The organism is Nostoc sp. DedQUE02 (assembly GCF_034531035.1).
Taxonomy (GTDB): domain Bacteria; phylum Cyanobacteriota; class Cyanobacteriia; order Cyanobacteriales; family Nostocaceae; genus Nostoc.
This window is the reverse complement of record NZ_JAVRBY020000043.1, coordinates 1-14,834: the sequence shown is the minus strand read 5'-3', so window position 1 is coordinate 14,834 and position 14,834 is coordinate 1. Positions and strand designations below refer to the sequence as shown.

General features: G+C 43.0%; 11 protein-coding genes and 2 pseudogenes. 4 read left to right on the top strand and 9 right to left on the bottom strand.

Features of this window, described 5'->3' with window-relative positions; genetic code table 11:
* Positions 1–23 precede the first annotated feature (23 nt).
* The 4 genes and pseudogenes from csx19 (at position 24) to RMX98_RS25760 (ending at position 5,423) form a co-directional block, all read left to right on the top strand.
* Positions 24–527: a CRISPR-associated protein Csx19 gene (gene csx19, locus RMX98_RS25775; protein WP_322676904.1), complete on the top strand. Its 504-nt coding sequence runs from the start codon at positions 24–26 to the stop codon at positions 525–527.
* Entirely contained in the window at positions 517–2,985 is a 2,469-nt protein-coding gene (locus RMX98_RS25770; RefSeq protein ID WP_322676903.1) for a TIGR03986 family CRISPR-associated RAMP protein, read from the top strand. Before csx19 ends, RMX98_RS25770 begins: the two co-directional genes overlap by 11 nt.
* 519 nt (positions 2,986–3,504) lie before the next feature.
* Positions 3,505–3,696 (top strand): annotated as a pseudogene (locus RMX98_RS25765) (hypothetical protein); the annotation flags it as partial.
* A gap of 152 nt (positions 3,697–3,848) precedes the next feature.
* Entirely contained in the window at positions 3,849–5,423 is a 1,575-nt protein-coding gene (locus RMX98_RS25760) for an NAD(P)/FAD-dependent oxidoreductase (protein ID WP_322676902.1), read from the top strand.
* A 358-nt stretch (positions 5,424–5,781) separates the two neighbouring features.
* On the opposite strand, the pseudogene RMX98_RS25755 reads toward RMX98_RS25760, so the two are convergent.
* The 9 genes and pseudogenes from RMX98_RS25755 to RMX98_RS25715 all read right to left on the bottom strand — a co-directional run.
* Positions 5,782–6,057: pseudogene (locus tag RMX98_RS25755) on the bottom strand (ISLre2 family transposase); the annotation flags it as partial.
* Between the two features lie 542 nt (positions 6,058–6,599).
* The gene (locus RMX98_RS25750; RefSeq protein WP_322676901.1) at positions 6,600–6,827 is read right to left on the bottom strand and encodes a hypothetical protein; all 228 of its coding nucleotides are present in this window, start codon (positions 6,825–6,827) and stop codon (positions 6,600–6,602) included.
* A 5-nt stretch (positions 6,828–6,832) separates the two neighbouring features.
* Positions 6,833–7,663 (bottom strand): glycoside hydrolase family 19 protein, encoded by an 831-nt coding sequence (locus RMX98_RS25745; protein WP_322676900.1) that lies wholly within the window; start codon positions 7,661–7,663, stop codon positions 6,833–6,835.
* A 22-nt stretch (positions 7,664–7,685) separates the two neighbouring features.
* Positions 7,686–8,231: a 3D domain-containing protein gene (locus RMX98_RS25740; RefSeq protein WP_322676899.1), complete on the bottom strand. Its 546-nt coding sequence runs from the start codon at positions 8,229–8,231 to the stop codon at positions 7,686–7,688.
* Positions 8,232–8,492: 261 nt separating this feature from the next.
* Positions 8,493–9,893, bottom strand: a complete 1,401-nt coding sequence (locus RMX98_RS25735; protein ID WP_322676898.1) for a glycoside hydrolase family 30 protein — start codon at positions 9,891–9,893, stop codon at positions 8,493–8,495.
* A gap of 317 nt (positions 9,894–10,210) precedes the next feature.
* Complete coding sequence (locus tag RMX98_RS25730; protein ID WP_409881847.1) at positions 10,211–11,929, bottom strand: glycosyl hydrolase family 28-related protein; 1,719 nt, start codon at positions 11,927–11,929, stop codon at positions 10,211–10,213.
* A gap of 104 nt (positions 11,930–12,033) precedes the next feature.
* Complete coding sequence (locus tag RMX98_RS25725) at positions 12,034–13,554, bottom strand: malectin domain-containing carbohydrate-binding protein (RefSeq protein ID WP_322676896.1); 1,521 nt, start codon at positions 13,552–13,554, stop codon at positions 12,034–12,036.
* Positions 13,555–13,910: 356 nt separating this feature from the next.
* Positions 13,911–14,054: a hypothetical protein gene (locus RMX98_RS25720; RefSeq protein ID WP_322676895.1), complete on the bottom strand. Its 144-nt coding sequence runs from the start codon at positions 14,052–14,054 to the stop codon at positions 13,911–13,913.
* A 297-nt stretch (positions 14,055–14,351) separates the two neighbouring features.
* Positions 14,352–14,639 carry a hypothetical protein gene (locus RMX98_RS25715; RefSeq protein WP_409881843.1) on the bottom strand — a complete coding sequence of 96 codons (288 nt, stop codon included), beginning with the start codon at positions 14,637–14,639 and terminating at the stop codon, positions 14,352–14,354.
* Between the last annotated feature and the right edge of the window lie 195 nt (positions 14,640–14,834).

Here is a 14,834-nt window from a genome sequence, read left to right as displayed (position 1 = left end):
CTACAGATTATTAGTTACGGTACGTGTTAGCTCATGCAGAGGATGGAGTTATCTGGGGACATTTTGAAGTAGAAAGCGGCATTTTAGAAACTTCTAAGCAAGCTTTTCCTGAGTATGATTTTCCTACATTACGTCTGTCAACATTACAACAATGCCGGATATTTGGAGAAGCTGGTGAAGTTTTACTATGGAATAGTAATGGAAAATGGCGATCGCGGCTAATTTTACAAAGCCAAGTATCAGAATTACTTAAACAAGAAAAAATAGGTTTAATACTAGAATCACAAATTCTCTGGGGTACTCAAGGAAAAGCAAACGGTAACTTTACCTTACTTTCAGATGGTTCTCAGGGGCTTAAATATGCTGCTCCCATCACAGGGATTACTTTTAGCCAGGATAAACAGAAACAGTATCGTCCACTTCGACTAGAAGTACATCACTATTTTTCTTATGACCAAGATGGAGTAGCTCAGATTTTTCTCAGTCGTCTTGTATCTCTCACAAAAGAAAAAATTTATGAATCCTAAACATCTAAAAAAAGTGCCTGATGACCGTAAAGCAGTTGCTCCTTATAACTTTGTAGAGATACCAGAAAAAGTAGTTGAAGCAAAACTTGAATGTAATGGGAAATTACGCGATAACAACCGCTACTATTCTGACCGTCACACTGGCAAAATTATATGTACCTTAAAAACTGAATCACCTTTATATATTCGTTGTGGTTTAACACCTGCTGATTTTGCAGATTTTGGAGATAAACAGAACGAAGAATTAACACCAGAACAACGCAAAAAAAAGGCTGAATTCTTTCAGTATCCTTCAAAACAGTATCCCGTTTTGCCTGGTAGCAGTTTGCGTGGAATGGTGAGAACTCTAGTTGAAATTGTTAGCTTTGGCAAGATTGAAAGAGTCTCAGATGCTTCAAAATTTTTCTTCCGTGCGGTTGCTGCTGATAGTGACGACCCCCTAGCAGAAAGATATACAAATGCTGTTGGTAAGTTAGCTGGAAATGTCAGCGCAGGGTATCTAGAAAAAAGAGATGGTAAATGGTTCATTCGCCCAGCTATGAAAAACCACTTGGGTAAATCATTTATTCGAGTGAAAGAAGAAGATATAAAAGTTTATCTTCCTTCCCTAATCACTATGGAAAAAGCTAATTACTTACCTCAGTATCTCAAAATTAGCTATGAGGGATTAGGAGAATCTCTAAAGATTAGTGAAAATTGTGATTATGAACACAAAGGTTGGCTTGTTACTAGCGGTAACATGCTAGATAACAGCAAAACAACGGAAGCGGAACGCAAACGGCTACTTCGCCGCAAGGAAGGACGTAAATCCCACTATATAGTTTTGCAATCTGATAATTCAGCTGTTTCAATTCCAATTAGTGAAGAGGCAATCAGAGATTACCGTAACGCACTAACAGACTTTCAACAAGGAAAGCCTTTTAAGCAGAATCCTAAAAATACTTTCGATGAAAGTATGGGTTTTTTAAAATATCTAGATAATGAAGAACCTAGACCTGTTTTTTACTGTAAGCCACAAAATCGACAGTCAACAGTAACTTTATTTGGTCAAAGTCCTAACTTTCGTATTCCTTATTCTCCTAAAAATGATGGAAAAGCCGCATCAGCAGTTGATTTTATTCCTGAAGAAGTAGGTGAATCTGACAAAATTGACTTAGCTGATGCCATTTTTGGCTTTGTTAGGCGTAAAAACGATAACAAAGAACAAGGTTCTGATAAAAATAAAAAAGGAAAACGAGAAAAATCTCGTGCTGGACGTATATTTTTCAGTGATGCTCAATATAAAACTGATGAAGATGGTATCTGGCTGACTGATGACACCATTACACCACAAATTCTGGCTACTTCTAAACCAACAACATTTCAGCACTACTTAGTCCAAAAAAGCCACGAAAAGAAAAGCCTGAAGCACTATGCTAGTCAACCAAATCAAGACACAGTAATTCGAGGACATAAACTATATTGGCATAAGGGAAATGTAGGCATAGACAGAATTAAAGCCAAAGCAACTGAAGCTGAAATTAAAGATAAACAATCCCAGTACACGGAAATTAAGCCAATTCAATCAGGAGTTTCTTTTGAGTTCACCATTTATTTTGAGAATCTCAGTGATGTAGAACTGGGTGCGCTTTTATGGGTATTAACCCTATCAGTCGAAGATGTAGAGAAAGTCAAATTACTTGGTCTTGATAGCAAAGAAAAATATCGGCTTTCCCTTGGTATAGGAAAGCCATTAGGTATGGGTGCAGTAATGATTGAAAAATATGAACTTTCCCTTAATGAACGATATCGTAATGAACCTCAGCAGCGATACACACAGCTATTTGATGATAATAACTGGTTAAGTGGCGATCGCCCTGCTAATTCTGATGAGCATAAAGAATGTATTCATAAGTTTGAGGAATATGTAACTACGCGCATTAGTGAAGCTGACTTTCTCCAAGATTATGAAAAATTGAAGCTAAAGGATGTACCGCGTATCAAAATGTTACTAACTATGCTGAGATGGGATATTTTTCCACCTGTAAGTAGAACACGATACATGGAAATAGAACGAGAGATAACAACAAATGACTACATCTGTCAGTCTGTTAAGGAAGATGATAAAACAGTTAATGAGTATAAATGCCGTCTAATACTACCAACTCCATTTCAAGTAATGGATATGTCAGACAATCGAAGACATCAAGCCCCAAAATTAGATAATTTAAAGTCATACCGCCAAAATGAAATTACTAAATCTAAACCATCTCAAGAATTTCAAATTGGTCAAATTTTAGATGCCGAGGTTATCAAAATCATAGGGATTAAAGTTACTTATAAAATGTTAGCTGATATTAGGCGAACTACAGATGAACACAAAAAAGCTAAGTATCTACAGGAAGGACAAATGGTTAAAGTTAAAATTACGGCTTTGAAAGATAATAGAGAAATTAAAAATATCAAATTATTGGATTGATTAGTTTTATCGAAATTAATGATTGCAATTACTAAACTTGTTTTTTCATAAACGTGGCAACAAGAACCATGATTTGTGGACTTTATCGGTGGATCATCTTTGTTACCTCCATAATGGTTTTATTCATATTTCGTTTTCGCCTGTCTGTACCTTCATCCTCCCGTCATAACTTTTCGGAAAACCCCTCTTCCAACTATGAGATATGTTTGAGAACGGAATCTCTTATAGGACTTACGCATCGTCCATAAGTACTAAACACAATTTGGGTATTTTAGCCATGTTTTGCATCCAGCGATCGCAAGAATGAAGTCACAAGTCCCATGCTCGGATAAGAAAACGTTTTAAAACCTTCTGCCAACTGAGCCTCCTGCCTTCTGCCTTAAAGTGCGTAACCTTTCATCATCACCAAAATCTGACAAGAACCATTTTATGCTTCAAAAATCAGCGTCAAAGTAGAATACATCTTCCATATAATACACGGCTAGAGATAAACTAACAGTGTATTACATGGAAAAGTTTATGCTAAAACGGGATATTCAAGGGAAGTTTGCGCTTAAAAACGATGATTATCGTCAAGTACGCTCTTTGAGATTGACCGATGAAACGTGGAAGGCTCTAGGCATAGCGGCGGAGTGCTTCGGGTGTACCCGAGCAGACTACTTGGAAGAAATGGTAAAAAACAACCTTTTACCAAGTATTACACGGCGAAAGAACTGAAAAAGTACGAATGCTTTACCATGTATTACACGGTAGAGGGAGGATTTTATAGCTCTTCAGGGCAAACGCATCTAATTTGTTTTGACAAAATGTAACTTACTTGAAGTTGACAGCGACAACATCTAAATTCTTGTATTAGAGTAACTATGGTAACAACAACTCGACAGCAACGGTTTGATGCAATTGTGATTGGCTCTGGAATTGGTGGGTTGACGGTTGCCGCGCTCCTATCTAAGCTTTATCACAAAAGCGTTTTAGTGTTAGAACAGCATTTCATCCCTGGGGGATTCACCCATACCTTTGAGCGCAAGGGAAAATTTCATTGGGATGTGGGGCTGCACTATGTTGGAAATATGGGAGATGGAGGCACTGGCAAAGCTGTGTTTGACTATCTCACCAATGGCAATTTGAATTGGCACAAGATGCCCGATCCGTTTGAAAAATTTGTCTACCCGAACTTCACCTTTGAGGTTTATTCTGACCCTAATCGCTTTGAGTCTGATCTAATTCAGCGCTTTCCTCACGAGCAGACAGCCATTCGGCGGTACTTTAAGGATGTCCAGAAAGCGGCATTTTGGTTTGGAGCGCATTCAATGTTGGAGCTATTTCCGGTATTGCTGCATCCTCTACTCAGGCGGTTTGTTCGTCATTTCGGAGCCATTGCTAGACAAACGACCCAGCATTATTTGAACAGACATTTTCAAGATACCCAACTCAAAGCATTACTGGCTTCCCAGTGGGGAGATTATGGCTTACCGCCATCCCAAAGTTGCTTTGGCATTCATGGTGCGATTGTGACCCATTATTTTAAGGGCGGCTGGTATCCTGTGGGCGGGGCAAAGGCGATCGCGCAAGCCATTATTCCCGTAATTGAACAGGGGGGTGGTGTCGTCATCACCCAACGCCGAGTCACAGAAATCTTGTTGGAATCCGGGGTGGTAGTGGGAGTGAAAGCCCAAGATACAGCACATCCCAAGGCAGACCTGGAAACGTACTTTGCACCTATTGTGGTGTCTGATGCCGGAGCCTTCAATACTTATGTGAAGCTGATTCCACCCAACTACGCGCAGGCAGAGCGCCAGAAAATTCAAGCGTTTCCAAAAAGTAGCAGTATGGTAACGGTATATTTAGGGTTAAAACAGAGTCCACAGCAACTGGGGTTTCAGGGTGAGAACCATTGGATTTACACGACCTATAACCACGATGCAATTGCCCAAGATCCACCCATCCCTGTCGCTAATTTCTGCTATCTCTCATTTCCATCGCTCAAAGATCCATTATCTCAGGGGCATACGGCAGAAATTATTGCCCACGTTGACTATGATTTCTTTTCGCAGTGGCGGGAACAATCCTGGCGACGGCGAGGCGCGGATTACACTGAACTCAAAGCCCAAATTACCCAATCCCTGATTCAGTTAGTGGAGCGCCACTACCCTGGCTTTCAGGATTTGATTGAGTATGCCGAACTCTCGACTCCACTGACGGTGGAACACTTTGATGCTAGCGATCGCGGTGCTATCTTCGGCATTCCCTGTATTCCTGAACGTCTGGATCAATCCTGGATTGGGGCTAGAACACCAATTAAAAATCTATACCTAACTGGAGCCGATACACTTTCACTCGGCATTATGGGAGCGATGATGGGTGGAGTGAAAACAGCAGGTGTTTTAAATGGGGCATTCGGCTTTTTTAAGATTATGGCAACCATCATGAGAAGGTGACACAGAAAGCTGGGGTATGAGTATCATCAGAACAGAAAATCGGGATAAGCTTAAAATCCTTTTGATAAATAGCCCACAGTCGGAAAGATATAATTGAGAGACTTCAGTGCGACCCGAAAGTCGCTCGCGAGAGTGGAACCCTCAAAAAGTTCCCAGGTTAGTATCCAAACCTGTACCCACCCGAAGGGGCATTTTGAGTAATTAGTATGTCTCACAGCTAGAGGGTAATGTCTAATCCCAAGTAATAGTCACAGGGAGCAACGCGATTTTCTGAAGTTGGAGAAAAAATGGGCGATGATGCTCTGCCTCGCAAGATGCGATCGCTAAAACATACATTTAAGTAAAATGTATAAAATGTTCAAGCACTGTTGAAATTAAGGAAAGAATTAAAAATAGAGTTACAAAAATTCTCCCAACTGCCAGCTATCGATTGACATCGCAGATGTAACATAATCTCTGCGTTATCTTCAAGCCAAAACTTACTGTTTCCCTTCATACGTAAGTTAACAGCTTGATGGATTAAACTTTCAACTGCACCACTACCAAGCGGTAGCTGATGTGCTGCGACTAAGTGATAGTTTAAAAGTCGCTTGCGGTCAGCTTTAAGAATGTAATTACGCTCTCGCACTAAAATAGAGTTGTCTCAGTATTACTGAGACAACTAGACAGTTAGTTAGTATTAATTTTACTATAAATACTGAACTTTCGGTTTAGCGATCGTCTCCTGTGGGGTGGAGCATCGTCACTCGTTTTTGTCCGACTTCAGAAAATCGCGTTGCTCCCGTTATGAAGCTCCCCGTGGTTCATCTACGCGTACTGAACCTGGCGCTTGTGGAAAGAAGACAATCTGTGTAGTCCGAATTGGGTCAGTGCAAGATTAAGTTCAACTGTCTGTGCTAATTTTTGGGTTACTTTCACATTAACTGCAAGCGCCTGAACAGAAATTGCTGCTCCAAGCATCCCGAACAATAGAGTTGATGTAGTAATTGTAACAAGCCAAGGAATTTTAATTTTCATAGTTATGTGATTAATAATGTGGTGAACGCAGATATCTTTTGCACTGCCGAAAGTTCATGCGGTTATCAAAACAGAATACATACGTCAGCCGCCAGAATACGGGAAAGGTATTCTGTGCGGCAAAAAGATCGGTGGTAGTTGAATCTCGACTTCGCTCGATTACCGCGTAGCGATGCACTGAGCGTAGCCGAAGTGTCGAAACTCAGTGCAAGTCGCTCGATTATCGCCAAGCGATGCACTGAGCTTGTCGTTGTGTTGAAACTCAGTGCAAGTCGCTCGATTACCGCCAAGCGATGCACTGAGCTTGTCGTTGTGTCGAAACTCAGTGCAAGTTGCTAAGTCGATAATCTTGTAGGTAAATTCATTAACAAATAACAAGCGTGCCATTCGACTTAGCAGGAAAGATTTTCGCCCGGTGAAACTCCCAACCTCTGGCAAAAATCCTGATAAAAATTGATTCGATTTTGGGCTTCTTGTCTACCTTGTGGGGACGCATTCGGTCCACATTCGATGCCACCATTGATGATAGAGATTGTCATGCCGAAACCGGAGTTGCGGATAGCATTGTGGCATGATGTCATCCAGAACCACAGGGCGGTCATGAAGGAAATAGCGCTATCTGTTGAGACCAAATCCGGGTTATCGAGCAGATCAATCCCAAGAGCCGCCCCACATGTAGCATAGTTGTAGTTCCACGATAACTGGATTGGTCCGCGACCGTGATAGGTTTTACCCTGCACACACGGATAGGTTGTGGGATCGCAATAGCTACCCCATACTGCTGTGTTCAGTTCATCAATGTATTGTAAAAAACCCGTCTCTTGAGCAACATTTGCTAGGAAGGCAGCTGCCTCACGTCTGCATTGTTCGTCCGATCCTTCATTGCAGAAGCTTGGGTATTTCTGCGTGGCGGTCACTAGACCGTCGTAGGAATAAAAACCATTTCGGTTTGGAAATAGAGCCTCGAAGGTTTGCTGCGATACAATACCTGCGAAACCATTGTCCTTTGGGGGAGGGGGTGGTGGTGGTGGAGTGACAGACCCGTTAGGAATACAAATCTCTTGTCCCACTTGTAAATTTGTTGCATCCGCGTCTGTTAAGGGAGTGCCATCTGGTTTTTTGAGTTCATACCAACGGTTCCCATCACCTAATTGTTGTTGGGCAATAACAAAAAGCGTGTCTCCAGACTTAACAATATATGAACTACCGATTGTACAAGACATAAATCAACTCCAAAAAATTAAATTACAAAATTGCTGTTACAGACTGGACACCTAGATTGATTGCTTCTTCAACGCTATCAACAAAGATGTCAATCTTTTGACCGATAATTGCCGTACCGATATCTAAGGCAGCAGCAGGAACTTGCCTACCATCCCAAAGCACCAAGGTAAAATTTGTTAATACGGGAATCACATTTGGGTCTACTGCACACTGTAAACGTTCAACGCTTTCACCTTGGCATTGTGACTGTAATTGACCTGCAAGTGCTGCTTGCAATGTTACCCCATGCACGCCGGAGGCAGGTAGATGGCAATTCGTTTCCTCCATACTGTAAAATCTAGCTTCTAGATTTATTTGGTTCCCGGAGGGAGGAGGTAAAGGAGTAGACCCTGGAATGCATATTTCTTGACCCACCTGTAAATTAGAAGCATCCCCGTCTGTAAATGGGATGCCATCTGGTTTGAGAATCTCATGCCAGCGTTCACCATCACCTAATTGTTGTTGAGCAATGATAAAAAGCGTGTCTCCCGACTGGACAATATATGAATTACCGAGTGTACAAGACATAAAGGAACTCCAAACAAATACTTCAAAGTATTAAATGCGGTGTTGCTGAATCGAGGTATGAATTTGGATGTAAAGACTAGCAATTACAACGTCTCTACAAGGATTTTGAAATAACGCAAAATTATTTTTCATACCGCAATCAGCAACGCCGATTTCACAAGTTTGTAGCGTTATTAAGCCAACACCATTGAAAGAGTTTTCCGACTCAGAATGTGGGTTTTCACACGGCTATAGGCTCAATACCGATCTAATTCTTATTTATTAGGAGCGCCATTTGAATGTTACCGCAGCTTTTTCAGGTACAGTATATGTAAATGACTCTGAACCCGATTGAATTTTAACTGACTTCTGATTGGGTGTTCTATTGGACAATACAACTACTTTAGAGCCATCAGGGTTTTTGTATGCTACGTCTTCAATATCGTCTGGGAATGAATTCGACTCTATTCTGTATGCTCCTGGGTCAACAAACTTGCTTGTATGACCCATTGAATAGTATGATGTATTTCTTGTTACACTGTCTGTAGAATCTGACCTGATTGTCAAGAAACCACGGTTTGAATTAGATGTATCTACTCCTGCAAGCTTTGGAGCTGCGTTCTGGTCAAGAGCTATATTCCAAAATACTACAGACTTAGACCAGTTTCTGGGTGAACGGATAGTGTGAGACATCTGGTCTGCAAATTGGGCAGAATCATCACCTATCCACGTACCGCTACCTGCTTCTGTAAACCATACATCCTTATCCGGGTATCTATTGTGTACTTCAGTCATTTTTTCATGTACACACGAATTACCCGCACAGTAAGGATGCCATGCTGAACCGGCACAGTAGTTATATGCACCAGATGCTAACACTGACGCTGCAAAGTCTGTACCCTTATCATCAAAATTGTGGTCAAAGCAGATAATTTTTGTGCTTATACCGTTTTGTTGAAATTTAGGACCAATGTAGTCTTTAATAAACCCTATTTCATCCTGTATAGACATTTGCATTCCAGGATATGCATCAGGTTCATACTGAGGTTCATTCTGAATTGTTACCGCATATATAGGAATTCCTTTAGCTTCACATTCCTTAACATATTTGACAAAGTAATCAGCATATACGTTGTAACACTCAGGACGCAAGTATCCGCCCTGACCATAAAGTCCCTTGTTAGAGCGCATCCATGCTGGTGGACTCCACGGGGTAGCAAATATCTTTATGCGACCCGGATTTACTTTGTATGCCGTATCGAGCATAGGGCGTATGTAAGCGTCTTCCCTCGAAAGAGAAAAGTTGTTTAAAGACCAGTCATCAGTATTATTGGTAGTATCATCAAATGTCCACGCTTCCCAGCTAAAGTCAGATGCTCCTATAGGCTGCCGAAGCAAGCTTATATTTATTCCTGATTCTCCGAATAAATCCTGCATGACTTCAGCCCTTTTCTGGTCTGTAAGCTTATACTTTAGTAGCCAACATGACGCATCGGTCAGTGAGCCACCAAAACCATCTATCTGCTGATAGTGTGTATCTTCGTTAATCATTATTGTATAATTATTAACAGCACTGTCAGCCGCAAAATAAATATCTGCCTGCCTTACCAGCATAGTGCTTGTATTAGGTACAGATAGCCATACCTCTACACTTTCCTGAGATGACTTAATGTTCAAGCTCATAAGTCTAGAATAACTCCTTAGAATTTACCATTTTTCTACACTTAACTTTGGACAATTGATTAGGGAGAGAGGGTTTCAGCCTCGTCGCACTCATTAAAATCAAGTTCGGATAGTTACGCGCTTCAAGAGCGTTGGTGGTTAATTACAATTAACTATTAACAACCTCACTAGTTTTATAAGTATTTAACCAAAGATGCTCTAACTTCCTACAGACAAAGCGTCACATCAAAGCTTTTTTGCGTTGCTCCATCTGCGATCGCCGTTGGTATTCAGAGCCGCAAAATTCTGATCGCTATATTTACAGCGAACCCACCCTGTTACTTATTTATGGGTACTCCTAATAATTGTTCAGGTTTAGATGATCCTAGCGAAACATAAATCGGGGTTGGATAAGGGTCAGGGCAGATTGGTGGTTGAGTAGTCCAGTCACCGTTACCGCCACCGTCAGCGATCGCAAAGTCTGTTCGGCAGTTGAGAATAGCGCCGTGTCCCAGTCCTGTTGCCGTTGTATTGCTGATTGTCATTGTACCTGCACAACGGATTTCCATTGCATAAGTACCAGCGCCGATAATCTGATTGCGGTTGAGGGTTACATTGGTAACACTGCTGCCAATAAAATGAATCGCTTCATAGTTGCTGTCGATGATTTGATTATCTTCAACATTGATGACGCCCGTCATGTCTGCGTCCAGCGCGTAGAACCACAGCGCACCCGTACCGAAGTTCCAGCCATTGTAGTAATCCTGTGAACCGGCGCGGACAATTACGTTGCGGGCAATTACCGTTGTGCCGCTTATTGGTTTACTTCCGGGGAAGCGGTTGCCGACGTGGACACCACCCCCTTCAGCCTGCTGGTCAGCAACGTAGTTATCGGTGACGACGTTAGATTCACCCCCATAAATGGCGATTCCGTTTGCCAGCACTGGTATTTCAACGCGGTTGAACGAGAAGGTGTTGAAACCGCCACCTCCTTCGTTCCACATTGCGAGGGCATCATCGCCTGTGTTGCGGAAAAATGACTGTGTAACGGTGGAATTGGTGACTTGTCTGTGGAAATTGATCCCGTCTGCTTGCTGATTGCGGACTCGGACATTGCTGATTATCAGCTTGTCAAATGGCCCGTCCAGCCACATACCACACTTGTTATGCTCGATCCACAGGTTCGTAAACGTTGAGTTCGAGTAGGCGCCGCCGATACCGTTGAGCTGGTCGTTATCGACGCGCTGGGTAACTTCGCCCCAAATTGCAAAATCCGAAAAGTTGACATTTTGTGCAGATGTCCCTGTATTCCAAGGCCCCATAAGTCCGGCATTATTACCCGTCTGCGCCACAAAGTGAATCTTGGAATACCAGATACCCGCACCCTTGAGTGTTACGCTGTCGTGTACCTGTAGCCAAGTGCTAACTTTGTACTCGCCAGGCGGAATCCATAATCCCCGACGCTGACTTGATGATGCATCAAGCGCATTTTGGAAAGCAGTAGTGGAATCCTGTACGCCAGACGGATCTGCACCAAAATCAACGGTCAGCGAGAGATATCCCTCTGGCATCGCACAAGCAGGTGCTACTTGCTCAAAGTCAACTAGGTCAATGATGTACCAGGGCGCGGTACTATTTGACTCCACCTGAATGCGAACCTTGTCGTCCGCAGACATCTGTGGTGTTAGCCGATTCGCCTCATCATAAAAGTGATGCGGTCTGATGTCGCCGGGATTGTTATTGAATGGATAGGTACCGTAAATCCAACTGTATTTCGATGTCAAGATTAGGTCGGGTTGTTTTTCACCGTTGATATACAAGCCGATAGGTGTTGTTAACCCTGCACCATCGGCTGAGTCGGGAATCGCGTAACGGACGATGATTGAGTTTGCATCGCGTGGTACGGTGAACTCGACATATTGCCCTACGGTATCGAGTTTCACGGCGCGACGTTCAATTGCTTCATTTGCCAACCCTGGATAGGTACGGTCATTGCGTCCATCAATTACCGTGCCGTTGTGGTCGGCATTTTCAGCTTGAATTTCATCATAAGACATAGTGGTGGGGCCTGCGGTGGCTGGTGCAACGTTGTTGATAAATGAAAATTTCATGATGTTCTTGCTGATTGAGTAGGTTTGTCGAACTATCTGGGATGGAATGTTTACAGTCCTTTGAACTGGGCATCTGTTATTCGTTGAGGACTGTTGTTGCCTGGGATAATGTAGTCTGCACCGACTCGTACTTTGTAGATAGAGTAGACCTGATGGACGATGGAGCCTATGTTATAGGTGCTGTCGCCGTGACCTCCGCCAAAAATAGCCCAGTCAGTCTCTTTATCAATGTTGAAGTAACAAAGCATCTTGATTTGGGGTTTGACCGAGAGGTAGTCGAACATCTCAACAATCCACTGACCCTTCGCGCCAACATTGTTGCTACCGTAGTTATCACTCGTTGTGCCCCACTCTGGAATCGCGATCGCCTTGCCGTAGCCGGAGAGGCGGTTAATCATGTCATCTAGGAGCGCGACAGGAGACGTCCAGTTTGACCAAGACGGGCCAGTACCCCAGTTGTAAGCGTCAATGCCAACCCAATCAACGTAGGTATCGCCCGGCCAGTAAGACTCAGCCTTGTGGAGCGGGCTGCCTACATCGGTATTCATGGGTGTCCAGAGCCACTGCAAATGATTACTGTCAATGCCTTTATTTTTGAAGACCGTCCAAACATGTTGCCACATATTGATATAATCTGTGGGCGTGTTCTGTGAGTTTTTATAGCTGGCAGACCAGGGATACCAGTCGCCGTTCATCTCATGAGCAAATCGCAGGTAAACTCGACGGTCATCAGCATCGCCGTATACGCCGCCAGAACCTGCCAGGAAGCTCTTCATGGTGTCAGCCCAATCGTTCAAATAGCTATCGTAGCTGCCGTTGGCGATTAGTGCATCGATATTCTCTGGTGCATAGCGATTTTTGTCATCGGTAAAGACTTCCCATGTCACCAGAGGTACACTTCCACTATCCCAGATATGATTCATCGTAGTGAAAGCCTGTTCCTTGTTGTTCAAATCCCAGCTTGTGAACATAACCTGCACGGCGTGCTTTTTACCCAACCAGGATTCTATGTCGTTGATATTAGCGTAGCCAGAGAAACAACCCAAGAGCATATTGTTTTGCGGGCGGGTGTTCTGGTTGATTTCAACACCGCTAACTGTGGGCTGGTCAGCAGCGCCTGGTGTGAAGTTCACTACAATCTGCCCCCTGGCATCTGAGGTCACTACAAATTCTTCAGCGATCGCCTTATTGATGCCGCCAGCTTGGGAGAAAATGTCATAATTCCATAATACTTGCGTGCCGTTAATCGCAGCGTTAAATTTGCGCTTGTCAACCGAGTCCCAGAAGTGTTCGTTAAAGTGAAGCTTAACAGTATGGATGGCGTTGGGAGTCAGATCCGTAAAGGTATAAGTGAAGGTGCCGTAGCGTTCGGTCTGATAAACTTCTTGGTTTGCTGGGTAATAGACGCCCTTACAATCGACGGGAGTATTGCTCGAAGCGCTTTGACCGCCACTGTAGTAGGCATCTGCACCAAAGATTCCGCTCACTCCTCCACCAGCATTGATGCAAATTGAGTCCACCATAAAATTCTCCTGAGAAACTAACTCATCAGATTTTTGGTTATGATGCAAATTTCCTGACCGATTTCGAGTTCTGGAGCATAAGCCTGAACCCATCGATATATCGTTGAATGATCTACTACAGGGGAGAGGGGGCGTTGCAGAACAGAGGGATGAATTTAGGCAGGCAGGGGAGGCAGGGGGTGCTGGCGTTGCAGGGGGGGAGATTTTATAACTTGCGAAATCATCCCGCAATTATGCAACGCCGGGAGAGGGTTATGAGGCTTATTATATCTGCATCATAGCCCTTTTTGTCCCCCGTAAGGACTGATGCATATCTAATGCATAGTAGACAAAGAAGACATTCATACGATCAATTTCAGAGAGGAAAGTTTCGCTCCCGGTGATCTTGCTGTCACAAGCATTACTTATTTGCTGCGATCGCCTGTTGCAGGCAATGATAGTAGTTTCCCTTGCAGCAACAGTCGTACTATTCCCAGAGCAATACTGCCAATCACGATATTTGCGCCAACGAATAACAGTATTGCCAGCTTTTCTATCACTCCAGTCATGCCGCGTTCAACTAAGCATAGGGATGCCAGCCAATCTATATTTATATACTTATGCCCACCTACTTATTAACTCTTGGGGATCTGTGTGAAATAAAAAACGCTAAGAGGATGTTTGAAAAGTCGTAAAGTATACCAGAAACCCCGCTTCCTTTCCTCTCCCCGTTGGCGTTAGCCTGTCGTTAGACAAGCAAAGAGAGGCTTTGAAACTCTCATTCCCTTGTAGGGAAGGGAGGTTAGGGGGATTAGGTTTCCGAGCTTCAGAAGTTCCAAAAATACTTTTCAAACATCCTCTAAGGCTTAAAGACACCCCAACTGCTGCCATCCCCGGCAGCCTGCTAGCAAAGTTTTTTTCTTATCTAGAGCAGCATTTCTATTTTGAGATTGAGTTTGTTTGATGCTGTAATTAATTTTCCGGGCATCGTCTCCGAATGTATTGTGCTTTTTAATCGCTGTGTTTAAAGTAGGTGCGTTGAGATTATTCTCTAGAGTCACACCCTGATTGATTTTGGCAATAGCAGAGTTTCCAGAGAAAGCTATTGCGCCAACGATTACGACTCCTAATTTACCCAAATTCCAAACATCCATAATTGTATTCCGCCTTTTTTACCAATTCTAAATATTCTTTGACATCAATTAATTAGAGGATTTCGCCACCAGTGAGCAACTAAACGTTTACATACTTTTGTTGAAGCTTTGGAGGCTCTGTCTATAAATATATGCAATTAACTCTAACTTGTCGTCCCCTAAAAGTTGAAACTTTTACTCAATAGAGTGATTGAT